14 protein-coding genes are annotated in these 14,600 nt (G+C 64.7%); 9 read left to right on the top strand and 5 right to left on the bottom strand.

Annotation, left to right across the window (positions count from 1 at the left end; translation table 11 throughout):
* The first annotated feature begins 76 nt into the window (after positions 1-76).
* Positions 77-835, top strand: coding sequence for an SDR family oxidoreductase (locus ACTDXD_RS09105; protein ID WP_440126725.1), 759 nt, complete (start codon positions 77-79; stop codon positions 833-835).
* Between the two features lie 5 nt (positions 836-840).
* On the opposite strand, the gene ACTDXD_RS09100 is transcribed toward ACTDXD_RS09105, so the two are convergent.
* The gene (locus tag ACTDXD_RS09100) at positions 841-1,290 is read right to left on the bottom strand and encodes an Lrp/AsnC family transcriptional regulator (protein WP_440126724.1); all 450 of its coding nucleotides are present in this window, start codon (positions 1,288-1,290) and stop codon (positions 841-843) included.
* An 80-nt stretch (positions 1,291-1,370) separates the two neighbouring features.
* On the opposite strand from ACTDXD_RS09100, the gene ACTDXD_RS09095 reads away from it, so the two are divergent.
* From ACTDXD_RS09095 to ACTDXD_RS09085, 3 genes are all read left to right on the top strand, one after another.
* Complete coding sequence (locus tag ACTDXD_RS09095) at positions 1,371-2,084, top strand: AzlC family ABC transporter permease (protein ID WP_440126723.1); 714 nt, start codon at positions 1,371-1,373, stop codon at positions 2,082-2,084.
* On the top strand, positions 2,077-2,406 hold the full coding sequence (locus tag ACTDXD_RS09090) for an AzlD domain-containing protein (RefSeq protein WP_440126722.1): 330 nt from the start codon (positions 2,077-2,079) through the stop codon (positions 2,404-2,406). Before ACTDXD_RS09095 ends, ACTDXD_RS09090 begins: the two co-directional genes overlap by 8 nt.
* Positions 2,407-2,508: 102 nt before the next feature.
* On the top strand, positions 2,509-5,394 hold the full coding sequence (locus ACTDXD_RS09085; RefSeq protein ID WP_440126721.1) for a UPF0182 family protein: 2,886 nt from the start codon (positions 2,509-2,511) through the stop codon (positions 5,392-5,394).
* Here ACTDXD_RS09085 and ACTDXD_RS09080 read toward each other — a convergent pair.
* Positions 5,388-5,939 carry a TetR/AcrR family transcriptional regulator gene (locus tag ACTDXD_RS09080; RefSeq protein ID WP_440127593.1) on the bottom strand — a complete coding sequence of 184 codons (552 nt, stop codon included), beginning with the start codon at positions 5,937-5,939 and terminating at the stop codon, positions 5,388-5,390. The genes ACTDXD_RS09085 and ACTDXD_RS09080 overlap by 7 nt on opposite strands.
* Positions 5,940-6,097: 158 nt before the next feature.
* Here ACTDXD_RS09080 and ACTDXD_RS09075 point away from each other — a divergent pair, with 158 nt between their 5' ends.
* The 4 genes from ACTDXD_RS09075 (at position 6,098) to fabG (ending at position 10,185) form a co-directional block, all read left to right on the top strand.
* A complete protein-coding gene (locus ACTDXD_RS09075) occupies positions 6,098-7,243 on the top strand; it encodes an acyl-CoA dehydrogenase family protein (protein ID WP_169689572.1) in 1,146 nt (381 codons plus the stop codon).
* 31 nt (positions 7,244-7,274) lie between these two features.
* On the top strand, positions 7,275-8,492 hold the full coding sequence (locus tag ACTDXD_RS09070; protein ID WP_169689573.1) for an acetyl-CoA C-acetyltransferase: 1,218 nt from the start codon (positions 7,275-7,277) through the stop codon (positions 8,490-8,492).
* 147 nt (positions 8,493-8,639) lie between these two features.
* Complete coding sequence (locus ACTDXD_RS09065; RefSeq protein WP_054810478.1) at positions 8,640-9,401, top strand: glucose 1-dehydrogenase; 762 nt, start codon at positions 8,640-8,642, stop codon at positions 9,399-9,401.
* Between the two features lie 25 nt (positions 9,402-9,426).
* The gene (gene fabG, locus ACTDXD_RS09060; RefSeq protein WP_440126720.1) at positions 9,427-10,185 is read left to right on the top strand and encodes a 3-oxoacyl-ACP reductase FabG; all 759 of its coding nucleotides are present in this window, start codon (positions 9,427-9,429) and stop codon (positions 10,183-10,185) included.
* Here fabG and ACTDXD_RS09055 read toward each other — a convergent pair.
* Together ACTDXD_RS09055 and ACTDXD_RS09050 are read right to left on the bottom strand one after the other, a co-directional pair.
* Positions 10,154-11,968: a flavin-containing monooxygenase gene (locus ACTDXD_RS09055; protein WP_440126719.1), complete on the bottom strand. Its 1,815-nt coding sequence runs from the start codon at positions 11,966-11,968 to the stop codon at positions 10,154-10,156. The two genes, fabG and ACTDXD_RS09055, sit on opposite strands and share 32 nt — an antisense overlap.
* Positions 11,969-12,295: 327 nt before the next feature.
* Entirely contained in the window at positions 12,296-12,769 is a 474-nt protein-coding gene (locus ACTDXD_RS09050) for a hypothetical protein (RefSeq protein ID WP_440126718.1), read from the bottom strand.
* 842 nt (positions 12,770-13,611) lie between these two features.
* On the opposite strand from ACTDXD_RS09050, the gene ACTDXD_RS09045 reads away from it, so the two are divergent.
* Positions 13,612-13,842, top strand: coding sequence for a cold shock domain-containing protein (locus tag ACTDXD_RS09045; RefSeq protein WP_440126717.1), 231 nt, complete (start codon positions 13,612-13,614; stop codon positions 13,840-13,842).
* 31 nt (positions 13,843-13,873) lie between these two features.
* Here ACTDXD_RS09045 and ACTDXD_RS09040 read toward each other — a convergent pair whose 3' ends face one another.
* Positions 13,874-14,578, bottom strand: a complete 705-nt coding sequence (locus ACTDXD_RS09040) for a hypothetical protein (RefSeq protein ID WP_440126716.1) — start codon at positions 14,576-14,578, stop codon at positions 13,874-13,876.
* Positions 14,579-14,600 lie beyond the last annotated feature (22 nt).

Genomic DNA, 14,600 nt, shown 5'->3' with positions numbered 1-14,600 from the left:
GACACGTGCCAGGGATCGCGAATCCCCCGTTCGACGGACTCTGCCTCGGCCGACGGCAGGGGCAGACGATCAGGACATGGACATCACGAACAGCACCGTTTTCATTCCCGGAGCGACGAGCGGCATCGGCTTGGCGCTCGCTGTTGCACTCCACGAGCAGGGCAGCACTGTTGTCGTCGGCGGGCGCCGCACCGAACTGCTCGCGCGGATCGCCACCGAGCATCCAGGCATCGACACCGTCCGCATCGACACCACCGACCCCGAGAGCATCGCCGCAGCTGCGAAAGAAGTGCTGGGGCGTCACCCCGACCTCGACACTCTTGTAGCGATGGCCGGCGTCATGCGCGTCGAGGACTGGCATCGCTCGGACGGCTTTCTCGATACAGCGGAGGAGACGATCACGACCAACGTTCTCGGCCCTGTCCGCCTCATCGGTGCGTTCATCGAGCATCTGCAGACCCGGCCACGCGCGACGATCATGACCGTCTCTTCCGGACTCGCCTTCACTCCGCTCGCGGCCACTCCCAGCTACGACGCTTCCAAGGCCGCGATCCACATGCTCAGTGAAGCTCTCCGCCTGCAGCTCGCCGACACCGACGTCAGCGTGATCGAGCTCGTGCCGCCGTCGGTCGCTACCGATCTCATGCCCGGACACAGGGAAGACGCGTTCGCGATGCCGCTGGACGAGTACGTGTCCGAAGCCGTCGAACTGCTGCGCACCCGACCCGACGCCCACGAGGTACTTGTCGAGCGCGTCAAGTTCCTCCGTCACGGTGAAGCGCGGGGCGACTACGACGAGACGGTGCGGATACTCAATGCCTCCGGCACCAACTGAGCCGCTCAGACTCCCCGCGCGTTGGGTTTGATGACCTTCATGGGGAAGCTCGACGACACTTTCTGGATTCCGGGAATGGTCTGGACCTTCTCGCTCAGGAAGTGCTCGTAGGCGGAGAGGTCGGCGACGGCGATGCGCACGAAGTAGTCGGGTGATCCGAACAGCCGGTACAACTCCTGCACTTCGTCGAACGCACTCATCGTCGACTCGAAGGTGTCGATACTTTTCCGATCGAAGTTCGTCATCTCGATGTCGACGAGCACTTCGAAGCCGCGACCGACGGCCTCCGGTGCGAGGACAGCGCGATACCCGACGATGATGCCTTCGGCCTCGAGCCGCTGGACTCGCCGTAGGCACGGTCCCGGCGTCAATCCGACGCGTTCGGCCAGAGCAACGTTCGGTATCCGTGCGTCTCGGCGGAGCACCTCGATTATTGCTCGATCCAAATCATCCATGACCAATAATTGCACGAGCTGGATATTCAGCGGAAGAATCGGCAATCAAATGTCGCGCCATAAATGAGATTCTTGAACCTATGACGCAGGTGTGTGAAAAGGTCGAATTCTCACGGCGGCAAGAAATCAGCACGGGTATCCGGCTCTCACTTGCGGCCGGCTTGGGCATCTTCCCGATCGGGGTGGCATTCGGACTTCTCGTAGTGCAGTCGGGACTGCCCTGGTGGGTGGCCCCGGCCATGTCGCTCGTGGGATTCTCCGGTTCGCTCGAACTGCTTCTGATCGGGATGATGGCTGTCGCCACGCCGCTCGCGCCGATTGCGCTCACCACCTTCCTCGTGAATTTCAGGCACGTGTTCTATGCGTTCTCGTTCCCGTTGCGAGTAGTGCGCAATCCCATCGCCCGTTTCTATTCGGCCTTCGCGCTCGTCGACGAGGCCTACGCTGTCACCTCGGCACGACCCGAGGGGTGGACCTCGTGGAGACTGCTGTCGATGCAGCTCGCCTTCCACACGTACTGGATCGGTGGAGGGCTCGTCGGATTGGCCGTAGCCGGTCTGCTACCAGGCCCTGTCGTGGGGTTGGAATTCGCGCTGTGCGCACTGTTCCTCACCTTGACGCTCGACGCGTGCCGCACCGGAGAACAGGTGCCCTCTTTGCTCATGGCGGGGGCGAGTTTCGCGTTCGCGACCCTGCTGACACCCGACGCCGTCATGTTCACAGGACTCGTTCTGTTCGTGGCAGCGCTCATCGTGCGTTACGTCGCTACGCAGCGGAGGGTCGCGCATGTCTGAAAGCTGTTATATCGTCGTGGTTCTCGGGGTCATGTTCACCATCACCTTCGCGTTGCGTGCACTTCCCTTCGCAGTGATCGGGCCGCTGAGGGAATCGGTGTTCGTGACGAGGTTGGCGCTCTGGATGCCTGCCGGGATCCTGGGGTTCTTCGCTTTGTCGACGCTGCACACCTCTGCGCTGGGCGGTACCGAAAGTTTCGTGTGGGAAGCCGCCGTGGCCGCGGCCGTCACGATTGTCACGCATCTTGCATCCGGTCGTCGTACCCTCGTCAGCGTCGGCCTCGGCACGGTGACGTTCGTCGCGCTCGTCAACGTCTTCTAGGGATACGTCTTCTGGGGATACACCGAACTCGTAATCCGTAGACTGGCAGCACGCGGGCGCCGTACGAGAGCTCGGCGCCCGACTCCCGACAGGGAGGGAGCCATGCGCACGCGGACACGGGCCACGGTCGTTGCAGCGGTGGCGTTGCTGGTGCTGCTTGCCTTCGTGCCGCCGATCGTCCGGGCGTACACGGATTGGCTGTGGTTCGGAGAGGTCGGATACCGCGGTGTGTGGGTCCGCGTGTTCCTCACCCGGTGGGCGGTGTTCCTTGTCATCGGCGCGTTGGTCGGGGGTGCGATCTTCGCCGGGATGGGGTCGGCGTTCCGGACCAGGCCGCTGTTGATGCCTTCGCGCAGCGACCCGCTCGAGCCGTATCGCCGGGTGGTGCTGCAGCGACTCCGCGTGTTCGGTATCGGCATTCCGGTGGTCATCGGAGCGCTGGCAGGGTTGATCGCACAGAACAATTGGGCAACTGTCCAGTTGTTCGTGCATGGAGCAGCGTTCGGCTCTGTCGATCCGGAATTCGGACTCGACGTCGGCTTCTTCGTATTCGATCTGCCGTTCTACCGGTGGGTGCTGGGCTGGCTGTTCGTTGCGGTGTTCCTGGCGGGAATCGCGAATGTCACCACGAACTATCTGTTCGGTGGGATCACCGTCGGCGGCAAGTTACGCAAGGTGTTCTCCTCGCCTGCGCTGATCCAGGTGGCGCTGCTGGCCGGAGTTTTCGTGTTGCTCAAAGCCGTTGCCTATTGGCTCGACCGCTACGCTCTGGTGTCGGCAGGGCATCGTGAGCCCGCCTTCGCCGGTGCGGGATACACCGACATCAACGCTGTCCTTCCCGCAAAGTTCATCCTCTGCGCCATCGCGTTGTTGTGCGCGGTGGCGTGTTTCGCTGTGATCAAACTTCGGGACCTGCGTATACCGCTGCTGGCGCTGGCGTTGCTGTTCCTGTCGTCGATCCTGGTCGGGGGTGTCTGGCCGTTCGTGGTCGAACAGTTCTCGGTGCGGCCGAACGCCGCAGTGCGCGAAGCCCCTTACATCGAACGTGGCATCGAGGCCACGCGGCAGGCCTATCGCGTGGGGGACGACACCGTCGAATACGTCCCGTACCGGGGTGTCGGTACCACGCCGCCCCAGGACGTTCCCTCCGACGTCACGACCATCGCCAATATCCGGTTGCTCGACCCCGACGTGCTGTCGCGCACATTCACCCAGCAACAGCAGTTGAAGAACTTCTACGAGTTCCCCCGCAACCTCGATCTCGACCGCTACCGGATCGACGGACAAATGCGGGACTTCGTGGTGGGGGTGCGGGAACTCTCACCCGAGCGACTCACCGGAAACCAGACCCATTGGGTCAACCGGCACACGGTCTACACCCACGGCAACGGGTTCGTCGCGGCCCCGGCCAACCGGGTCAACGCGGCGGTGCGGGATGCGACCGATGGTGCGTCGAGCAGCGACAGTGGATACCCGCTGTACACGGTGAGCGACATCGCGACGCACAGCACCGAGCAGGTGATCCCGGTCGAGCAACCCCGCGTGTATTTCGGTGAGGTGATCGGGCAGTCCGGTCAGGAGTACGTGATCGTGGGAGGTGACCCCGGGGAGGCGCCCCGTGAGTACGACACCGACACCTCGTCGTACACCTACGACGGCGAGGGTGGTGTCGCGATCGGGAACTGGTTCAACCGGCTCGCGTTCTCGGTCCGATACGGCGAACGCAACATCATCTTCTCGGGCGAGATCGGTTCGGAATCGAAGATTCTGTTCCACCGAGACCCCGCCGAGCGGGTGCACATGGTGGCGCCCTGGCTCGAGACGGACACGAATCCCTACCCGGCGGTGGTGGATGGGCGGATCGTGTGGATCGTCGACGGATACACCACGGCCGACCAGTATCCGTATTCGCAGCGCAGTGCGCTTCCCGAGCCTGATGCGATGCGCCCGCAGGCGATCAACTACATGCGGAATTCGGTGAAGGCCACCGTCGATGCCTACGACGGCACTGTCACGCTCTACGAGGTCGACTCGGCCGATCCGGTGTTGCAGACGTGGATGGGGGTGTTTCCCGGCACCGTCCGACCGGAGAGCGAGGTGCCCGACGGCCTGCGCGACCACTTCCGTTATCCGGAAGATCTGTTCCGGGTGCAGCGGGAGATTCTGGCCCGCTATCACGTCGACGATCCGGTGGAGTTCTTCACCACCAACGCATTCTGGTCGGTGCCGAGCGATCCCACCGTCGACACGAATCCGAATCAGCCGCCGTACTACGTGCTCGTCGGCGACGAGGAGGCCGCGCAGCCGTCGTTCCGGCTGGCAGGGGCAATGGTGGGTTTTCATCGAGAGTTCTTGTCGGCCTACATTTCTGCGCGCTCCGATCCGGATGGATACGGCAAGATCACTGTGCTCGAACTGCCCACCGACAGTCTCACCCAGGGGCCGCAGCAGACGCAGAACTCGATGATCTCGGATACGCGTGTCGCGTCGGAGCGCACGCTGCTCGAACGATCGAACCGCATCCACTACGGCAATCTGCTGACACTGCCGATCGCCGAGGGCGGGATGCTCTACGTCGAACCGCTGTACACCGAGCGGATGTCCGCGGCGACCGACGGATCGACCTTCCCGCAGTTGGCGCGAGTGCTGGTGAGTTACCGCGACCCGCAGACCGGTGGTGTCCTCGTCGGATATGCCCCGACATTGGCGGAGGCGCTCGATCAGGTGCTCGGTCGCGGTGCGGGGAGCGCGGCGACGCCGCCGGGCGGCGATGCCGCGACCGTGCCCGAGGAAGCGCCCCCGCCGGTGGCGACGCCTGCGCCTGCAGAAAACCCGGAAGCGGCAACGGCCGCGCAGAACTTGCAGGCGGCTCTCGACGAGCTGCGATCAGCGCAGCGCAGCGGTGACTTCCGCACGTTGGGTGCCGCACTGGATCGGCTGCAGTCTGCGGTGGACGCGTACGTCGTCGCGACCGGAGGAGGTCAGTGAACCGCCCCCACCAGCCGTAATGACAGGTCGGCGTAGAGAGAGCCGAGAGTGCCGGGCTCGCTGTAGCGACCGGACGGGTACCAGCGGCAGATGTCGACGCACAGCGACATGAGTGCGAGGGTGACGCCCTCGGCGTCGGGCACCGTGAACTGGCCCGACGCGATGCCGAGGTCGACGACGTCGCGGACCACCTTGGTGGTGTCGCGTCGCAGGCCGGTGATGACGCGATAGTGGTCGGGTTCGAGCGCGGTCAGCTCGTACTGGATGACGCGGGCGCGTCGATGGTTCTGGGCTTGCCACTCGACGAAGCGCCGAATGATCGAGATGAGACGCGCGATGGCGTCGGCGTCGGGGAGGTCGGCGTCGCGCACGACTTGTAGTGCCAGGTCGTGGCCCTCGTATGCGATGGCGTAGAGAAGCTCTTCCTTCGACTTGTAGTGCGGGTACATCGCGGCCGGGCTCATGTCGAGGCGCGCGGCGATCTGCCGCGTAGTGGTGCTGCCGTAGCCGTTCTCCGCGAACGCCTCGATCGCGGCCTCCCGCATGCGCGCGGCGGCCTTGGAGCTGCTGATCACGGTGTTCTCGGGTGCGCTCACGGTGGGTCCGGCTTCCTTTCCTCTGTGGTTGACAAGCAAACCACAGCGACGTTTAATAAGCGAGCGCTTAGAATCTAAGCGCGCGCTTATCTATGAGGAGCAGTTGAATGCGACGCACCCTGTACGGCCCCGACCACGAGGCGTTCCGCGAGTCCGTTCGCGAGTTCGTGAATCGGTTCGTACTTTCCCGCGCTGAGGAGCTCATCGAGCGGCACGAGATCCCGCGCGACATCTGGATCGAGGCCGGTAAGGCCGGCATCCTCGGGCTCGAGATTCCCGAGCGCTTCGGCGGCAGTGAAGCCGGCGACTACCGGTTCAACGCGGTCGTCGCCGAGGAGATGGCCCGCGCGAACATGGCGTTGTCGTCGTCGATCGGCATCCACTCCGACATCACCGTCCCGTACATCGTTCATCTCGGTAACGACGAGCAGCGCGAACGCTGGCTGCCCAAGTGCGCGACCGGTGAACTCATCTGCGCGATCGGCATGACGGAGCCCTCGGGCGGTTCCGACCTCGCGAATCTCAAGACGACCGCGGTGCGCGACGGCGACGACTGGATCCTCAACGGCGCGAAGACGTTCATCACCAACGGTTACAACTGCGATCTCGTGGTCGTGGCCGCGCGCACTGATCCGAGCAAGGGCGCGAAGGGCATCTCCCTGCTCGTCGTCGAGCGTGGGATGGAGGGTTTCGAAAACGGCCGCAAGCTCGACAAGGTCGGCCAGCCCGAAGCCGACACCGCGGAACTGTTCTTCGAGAACGTGCGCGTCCCGCAGGCCAACATGCTCGGCGAAGAAGGCATGGGTTTCATCTCGATGATGAAACTGCTGCCGCAGGAACGGCTCGGCTCCGCGGTCAACAACGTGCATCATGCCAAGCAGATCCTGCTCGAGACCATCGAGTACGCGAAGGAACGCAAGGCCTTCGGCAAGGCCATCGGCACGATGCAGTACAACAAGTTCCTGCTCGCCGAGCTCGTGACGAAGATCGAGGTTGCGGAGGCCTACGTCGACCAGGCCGTCGAGGCCCACGCCGACGGCGAGCTGACCGCGGTGGATGCCGCGAAGGCGAAGTGGTGGAGTGCACAGTCCCAGTCAGAGGTATTGGATGCGTGCGTGCAGATCCACGGAGGCTACGGTTTCATGAACGAATATCGTGTGGCCCGCGCATGGAAGGATGCTCGCGTGACGAAGATCTGGGCGGGGACCAACGAGATCATGAAGGAACTGATCGGCCGCGACCTGGGCCTGTAGCCCGGTAACGACAACCCACGAGGAGCATGTAATGCCCGAAGCTGTGATCGTGTCCGCTGTTCGCTCGCCCATCGGGCGCGCCATGAAGGGCTCGCTCAAAACCGTCCGTCCGGACGATCTGGCGACGCAGATGGTGGCCGCCGCGCTGGCGAAGGTCCCCGAGCTCGACCCCACCGAGATCGACGACATCATGCTCGGCTGTGGTCAGCCTGCCGGTCAGTCGGGCTTCAACATCGCTCGCGTCGTTGCAGTCCAGCTCGGCTACGACTTCCTGCCCGGCGTCACCGTCAACCGGTACTGCTCGTCGTCGCTGCAGACCACCCGGATGGCGCTGCACGCGATCAAGGCGGGCGAAGGGGACGTGTTCATCTCCGCGGGTGTCGAGTCCGTGTCGAGCTTCGTCACCGGCAACGCCGACGGCCTCCCCGACACGAAGAACCCCCTCTTCGACGACGCACAGGCGCGCAGCGCCAAGCTCGCCGAGGGTGGCACCGCGTGGACCGATCCGCGTGCAGAAGGCTTGATTCCCGACGTGTACCTCGCGATGGGGCAGACCGCGGAGAACGTCGCCTCCTTCACCGGCATCTCCCGTGAAGACCAGGACCGCTGGGGCGTGCGCTCACACAACCGTGCCGAGGAAGCCATCAAGTCGGGCTTCTTCGAGCGGGAGATCACCCCGGTCACGCTCGCCGACGGCACCGTGGTGTCCACCGACGACGGGCCGCGTCCCGGCACCACCTACGAGGCCGTCAGCCAGCTCAAGCCGGTGTTCCGTCCCGACGGCACGGTCACGGCGGGCAACGCATGCCCGCTCAACGACGGTGCTGCCGCGCTGGTGATCATGTCCGACACCAAGGCCAAGGCGCTGGGCCTGACGCCGCTCGCGCGGATCGTGTCGACCGGTGTATCGGGTCTGTCCCCCGAGATCATGGGTCTCGGTCCCATCGAGGCCACCAAGAAGGCTCTCGCAATTGCCGGCATGGGCGTCTCCGATATCGATCTGTTCGAGATCAACGAGGCGTTCGCCGTGCAGGTGCTCGGGTCGGCTCGTGAGCTCGGGATCGACGAGGACAAGCTCAACGTCTCCGGTGGTGCGATCGCGCTCGGCCACCCGTTCGGCATGACGGGAGCGCGGATCACGAATACGCTTCTCAACAACCTCCGTACCCAGGACAAGCAGTTCGGCGTCGAGACCATGTGTGTCGGCGGCGGCCAGGGTATGGCGATGGTGCTCGAGCGCCTGAACTGATCCACACATAGGTTCGGGCTAAGTCATCGTTAGGCCGCATGTCTGAAAAGACATGCGGCCTAACGCGTTTCAACTGTGTTTTGCCTTTGTCATCGGACTTCACTTGGGCTATACATACGTAGGCCCGTCACAGGAGGAGATCACTGCATGTCCGTACTCGACAGGTTCCGCCTCGACGGCCGCGTCGCGATCGTCACCGGCGCATCGTCCGGTCTCGGCGTTGCATTCGCACAAGCTCTCGCCGAAGCGGGCGCTGATGTCGTTCTCGCGGCGCGGCGCGCCGACCGGCTCGAGCAGACCGCAGAACTCGTCCGCGCCGCGGGACGACGCGCCGTTACGGTCGAGACCGACATCGCAGATCCCGAGCAGGCGCAGCGCATGGTCGAGGTGGCCGTCGAGCAACTCGGCAAGGTCGACGTCCTCATCAACAACGCAGGTATCGGCACCGCGGTGCCTGCCACCAAGGAAACCCCCGACGAATTCCGGCGGGTCATCGACATCAACCTGAACGGATCGTACTGGGCGGCGCAGGCGGCCGGCCGTGTCATGCAGCCAGGCAGCTCGATCCTCAACATCTCCTCGGTGCTCGGCCTGACCACCGCGCGCCTGCCGCAGGCCGCGTACGCGTCGAGTAAAGCCGCGATCATCGGCCTCACCCGCGACCTCGCTCAGCAGTGGGGCACCAGGAAGGGAATCCGCGTCAATGCGATCGCGCCGGGCTTCTTCGAAACCGAGATGACAGACGAGTACCTGCCCGGCTATCTCGACAGCATGAAGCCGCGCATCGTTCTGGGTCGCACCGGTGATCCGGAAGAAATCGCCGCCACCGCAGTGTGGCTGGTATCCGAGGCGGCCGGGTATGTCACCGGCCAGACCATCGTGGTCGATGGTGGCCTCACCATCAATTGACCGCATCACTTCACGGAGGTTTGCAGTGAGCTCAACAGTCCGCACCGCCATCGTCACCGGAGCCGCACGCGGTATCGGTGCCGCAGTAGCCAAGCGTCTCGCCGCCGACGGCATGCAGGTCGCCGTCCTCGACCTCGATGCTGCGTCGTGCGCCGACACCGTCTCCGCCATCGAGGCCGCCGGTGGTAAGGCCCTCGCCGTGGGCGCGAATGTCGCCGACGAAGCGTCCGTCGCCGCTGCTGTCGAGAAGGTCGCCGAGGAGTTGGGCGAACCCACCGTGCTGATCAACAATGCGGGCATCACGCGCGACAACCTGCTGTTCAAGATGACGGTCGAAGACTGGGACGCCGTCATGAGCGTTCACCTGCGTGGCGCATTCCTCATGGCGCGCGCCACCCAGAAGTACATGGTGGACAACAAGTTCGGTCGTATCGTCAACCTGTCGAGTACGTCGGCACAGGGAAACCGCGGCCAGGTCAACTACTCGGCTGCCAAGGCAGGCATGCAGGGCTTCACCAAGACACTGGCGGTCGAACTCGGCAAGTTCGGTGTCACCGCGAACGCGATCGCCCCCGGCTTCATCGCGACGGAGATGACCGCCGCAACCGCAGAGCGCGTCGGCGTCCCGTTCGAGGACTACAAAGCCGCTGCCGCACAGCAAATCCCGGTCGCACGTGTCGGTGAGCCGGACGACATCGCCCACACCGCGTCGTTCCTCGCGTCCGAAGGCGCAGGCTTCGTGTCGGGGCAGGTCATCTACGTTGCCGGTGGCCCGAAGGACTGACTTCGTCGTCGGGTGCGGGGACGAGGACATCGCTCATATCGCCCTCGCGCCACTGCGAGATCACACGATGAAATGCGACGGGGCCGGGCGCGTACGACGATGATGTCGTGCGCGTCCCCTCCCCGTTGTAATAGCCCGGCGTGCACTCGGTCAGGAACGCGGAATTGTCGACCGCCTTCTCGGCGATCGTGTCGCACCACGCTTGCACCACCTCCGCCGTCGGCTCCACCCACCTCGCGCCGGTCTTGTCTGCCATTGCGATGACCGCGGCGATGTGAGCAGCTTGATCCTGCAGCACGTGAGAGATGTTGACCGAGTTCCCATTCTGAATCGACGCCAGGTGGAACAGGTTCGGGAATCCGTGGGTGTAGAAGCCGTGCAATGTGCGCGGGCCCCGCGCCCACGCTTCGAGCAGCGTCGTCCCGTTTCGCCCGTAGACCGGTAGCGTGCCGGACAGCACGCCCGAGATTCCGACCTCGAATCCGGTGGCGAAGATGACGCAGTCGACCTCGTACTCCGTCTCGCCCACCACGACTGCGTTCTCGGTCATCCGGGTGATTCCGCCGTGATCCGCTGTGTCCACGAGTGTGACGTTCGGCCGGTTGAACGTCGGCAGATAGAGGTCGCTGAAACCGGGGCGCTTGCACATGTACCGGTACCAGGGTTTGAGTGCCTCGGCGGTGGCCGGATCGTCGACGGCCTCCTCGATGCGGGCGCGCATCCTGTTCATGGTCACGAAGTCGGCCAGCTCGTCGCGACGTTCGCGCTCGGCGGGGTCGAGGGTCGTGTCCAGCGCGCCCGTCATCATCTTGCGTTGAAGGCGTGCGTTCGCCGTCCATCCGTCCTGGACGAGGTCCTCCGCGGCGTCCTCCCCGGAGATGATGGCCAGGAAGTTGTCCATCCGCTCGCGTTGCCAGCCCGGTTGCAGGGTGGCAGCCCATGCGGGATCGGTCGGGCGGTTGTCTCGCACATCCACGGTCGACGGCGTCCGCTGCATCACGAACAGATGCTGTGCGCCCTCGGCGACGTGCGGAATGGCCTGGAGGCCGGTCGCGCCGGTGCCGACGACGGCGACGCGCTTGTCCGCGAGCCCGGTCAGGCCGCCGTCGGGACCGCCACCGGTGTATTCGTAGTCCCAGCGGCTGGTGTGGAAGGTGTGGCCGCGGAAATCTTCGATACCGGGAATGCCGGGCAGTTTGGCTTGGGTGAGCGTCCCAGAGGATGCGATGACGTAGCGCGCGCGAATGGTGTCGCCGCGGTCGGTGCGCACCGTCCACTCGACTGCCTCTTCGTTCCACGTGAAGTCGGTCGCCCGGGTGTGGAAGACAGCATCGCGATAGAGGCTGTAGTGCTCTGCGATGGCGACCGCGTGCTGCCGGATCTCCTCGCCGGGAGCGTACCGCCATTTCGGGATGTACCCGATCTCTTCCAACAAAGGCATGTACACGTACGATTCGATGTCGCAGTGGATGCCCGGGTAGCGGTTCCAGTACCACGTACCACCGAAGTCGCCGGCCTCGTCCATCATGCGGATGGATTCGAACCCGGCCTCACGCAGGCGGGCGCCGACCAGCAATCCACCGAATCCACCACCGATGACGAGTACCTCGACGCGGTCGGTCAGTGGTGCACGCTCCACGCGCTCGGTGTACGGATCATGCATGTAGTAGCCGAACTTCCCCGCCGCGCGCTGGTACTGCGCATTGCCCTCCGGGCGGATGCGTCGATCCCGTTCGTGACGGTATTTCGCGCGCAGGGCATCGGCATCGAAGTCGGGAGGCATCGTTGATCCGGGCACTGAGGTACCCCTTTCGTCGAAGGAAGTGGTCGCCGTCACTTTCGTGGTCGGGGACCTTACTCCAATTTCCTTGACGTCATTGCCGGGCGACTCGGGTACGGCGCCACAGGTTCGGGCTGCCTGAGGATGTCGCTGTATGGCTTCCCCTTTTCGCCACTGGTCTGGGTGACGAACCCGGCCCGCAGCGGATGCCACCCAACTGTCTCACGAGGTCGGGGTCGTAGCCCGAGAGTGCGGCGCGGCGGATCGCCGCATGCGCCGCCGCCCCGACACACATGCGATTCGAATGCTCCGCGGTGCGCACCAACCGAATCACTGCCGGGACGGCCGTCGGTGTCGAAGGCGGCCACGATCTGGGCCCACCACATCCACGCACACGGCGGACAACTCGTATGCGTGGGCGAACGGCAGCGCCCGAATGTGCCCGCGGCCTTCCTGATCGGTCTCCGATATCCGCATGCGACGGTGCATCCGTCGAGTCGATGCAGTCTGGCGTCCTCCCGGGTCAGCGCGACGAGTTCGCTGCGCCGGAAGGGCCCAGGCAAACCCGAGCAGCAGGATTGCGCTGCCGCGGCGTTCGAGCACCTCGTCGGCCCAACCCTGGCAGTGGGCCCGCGCTTTCTCGACGATTGCGAGGACATCGGCGCCCGGGAACGCGGCGGCGGCCGGATGCGCCGGCAACGATCCGGGTCGCAGCGGAGGGGCGAGGTCCGGCAGGGGGCCCTGCGGAGATCTCGCGGGTACCGTGAACTGCTGCTCGTCTGTGGTTTCCGGCCGTCTGTGCACGAGGAGGGGCTGTATCGGACGGCTCCGACACCGCCTTCTGCACCGGAAAACGCGCTCACCTCGGGTTTCCGTGGGATAGGTGCGTAAACGGTATTTTTCGTCGGTCACCCCGCACGAACCGTGAGTGACATACCCCCAGGTCACAATAAACGCCCGAATTGTCCTGTTGTAGGTTCTCGTGTCCTGTGCCACTCGATCCGAGGCTGAGAGGACGCACGAAATTGTCAGCGGGTCGACCTGGGGAAACGTCACTCGATGTCAGCGAAAACAGGCGGAATTGCATCTGGTGCAACATTCCGCAGGTGGCGTGCGTCGACATTCCTGCAGGTGGGTGAGACTCTGCACGAGAATTTCAGTGGTGTGACCTGGGGGTTCGTCAGTGCATGTCCACCGGTTAGGCCGCACGGAATGTCAGCAGCATTCAGGCAGGATTCGCTTGTTGACCTAGGTCATGCAGTCGATCCTGCTCCCGGTGCTGCCATTTTCATGCGGCCTCCCGCTGACACTTTTGTGCCGCCTCTCATCTGCAAACGGTGCCGCGTTTCTGCTCATCCGGTTCGAAGCACAGCCGGGAACACGTGTGAGACTTCCCACTGGGATGTCAGTGCGGCGAACAGGGCTTTTCCCGAAGGGTGTCAGTGGGTTTTCCCACTTGATGTCAGTGAAGTCCCGTCCGAGCCTGATCCGGAATGCGCGCCGACCCGGGCCTTACGAGCGAGCGGTGTCTTGTTCCTGGTCCGAGGGAGCAACGCTTCCGGTGACCGGCTTCCTCTCCCACCGGGAGTCTGATCGGCGTTGCTGACTTCATGCGGCGAATCAGGGAGTAGAGGCATGCTCGGCAGATGACTTCACGAGGTTTTGTGCGTGTGTGGCATCGCGAGGACGGATGGGGTGTTCTCGAGTGCGCGGAGACTCCGGGCGGCTGCTGGGTGCACTTCAGCGAGGTCGAGGTCCCGGGCTTCCGCGCACTCGATCCGGGACAGCAGGTCGACTTCGAGTGGCAGCGGGCGAGTGGCCTAGTGGAGGGGTTGGTCTTCGTAGCTTCCCAAGTGCGCCCGGTTTCCGCCGAGTGACTAGACGAATGCAGGGCGCCGACACCGGGAGTCAGGGAGCGTCCAGGGCGAGGTTGAGGATGCCGGTCCGGTAGAGCCAGCCATCGCGCCACCGGTGCAGGGCCGGGATCGTCAACCCGCACGTGGCTGCGGTCCGGCGCAGCCTGCCGGTCCTCCCGACTGCCTCGATGAACAGTGCGCCGGTGGGGTTGGTGCGCGTTCGTTGGAAGATGGCGGCGGCGTGCAGCAACGGTCGTGCCGGCTGGGGGATCACCCAGAGGCGCAGGTCGGTGGGGCGTGCAGCAGCGGATACGCCGACGGTGATCAAGGTGTCCCCGGTCAGCGCGAGTCGGGGGAGCGATCGGAGTTCGTCGAAGGTGGCGCCGGTGAACAGCAGAGTGGCCAGCGCGGCGGCATGTGCGGGGTTGGCGGCGTGTACCCGGATCGCGATGGTGGTCAGTCCCGGACCGACCATGTGCGCCAGGTTCGGTGGCAGCGTCAGCAGCAGACCGTGCTGCTCGAATGCGGCCTGGGCGCCGCGGAGCCGGGCGAGGGTGTGGCTGCGGCCGGGACTGTCGGCGACGAGGCCACCGAGGGACCGGTAGAGGCCGACGGCGGTGTGCCAGCGGCGGATTCGACGGAGGGGGATCGTGCCGTAGAGCGTGCGCAGTTGGGCGCGCGGTGTGGACAGGTAGGCGAGCATCCGCTGCGGTAGGTCGGGAGCCATGCCGCAACGGGTCAACCGGCGATCGGTCATCTCGGCGGCCTGGTGGTAGACC

The organism is Rhodococcus sp. SJ-3 (assembly GCF_051918125.1).
GTDB lineage: Bacteria > Actinomycetota > Actinomycetes > Mycobacteriales > Mycobacteriaceae > Rhodococcus.
This window is presented reverse-complemented; position numbering and strand designations above follow the sequence as displayed.

Excerpts from the sequence above, each read along its gene's own strand:
- ACTDXD_RS09105 (WP_440126725.1), top strand. The coding sequence starts at position 77 with ATGGACATCACGAACAGCACCGTTTTCATTCCCGGAGCGACGAGCGGC.
- ACTDXD_RS09100 (WP_440126724.1), bottom strand. The coding sequence starts at position 1,290 with ATGGATGATTTGGATCGAGCAATAATCGAGGTGCTCCGCCGAGACGCA.
- ACTDXD_RS09095 (WP_440126723.1), top strand. The coding sequence starts at position 1,371 with ATGACGCAGGTGTGTGAAAAGGTCGAATTCTCACGGCGGCAAGAAATC.
- ACTDXD_RS09090 (WP_440126722.1), top strand. The coding sequence starts at position 2,077 with ATGTCTGAAAGCTGTTATATCGTCGTGGTTCTCGGGGTCATGTTCACC.
- ACTDXD_RS09085 (WP_440126721.1), top strand. The coding sequence starts at position 2,509 with ATGCGCACGCGGACACGGGCCACGGTCGTTGCAGCGGTGGCGTTGCTG.
- ACTDXD_RS09080 (WP_440127593.1), bottom strand. The coding sequence starts at position 5,939 with ATGCGGGAGGCCGCGATCGAGGCGTTCGCGGAGAACGGCTACGGCAGC.
- ACTDXD_RS09075 (WP_169689572.1), top strand. The coding sequence starts at position 6,098 with ATGCGACGCACCCTGTACGGCCCCGACCACGAGGCGTTCCGCGAGTCC.
- ACTDXD_RS09070 (WP_169689573.1), top strand. The coding sequence starts at position 7,275 with ATGCCCGAAGCTGTGATCGTGTCCGCTGTTCGCTCGCCCATCGGGCGC.
- ACTDXD_RS09065 (WP_054810478.1), top strand. The coding sequence starts at position 8,640 with ATGTCCGTACTCGACAGGTTCCGCCTCGACGGCCGCGTCGCGATCGTC.
- ACTDXD_RS09055 (WP_440126719.1), bottom strand. The coding sequence starts at position 11,968 with ATGCCTCCCGACTTCGATGCCGATGCCCTGCGCGCGAAATACCGTCAC.
- ACTDXD_RS09045 (WP_440126717.1), top strand. The coding sequence starts at position 13,612 with ATGACTTCACGAGGTTTTGTGCGTGTGTGGCATCGCGAGGACGGATGG.
- ACTDXD_RS09040 (WP_440126716.1), bottom strand. The coding sequence starts at position 14,578 with ATGACCGATCGCCGGTTGACCCGTTGCGGCATGGCTCCCGACCTACCG.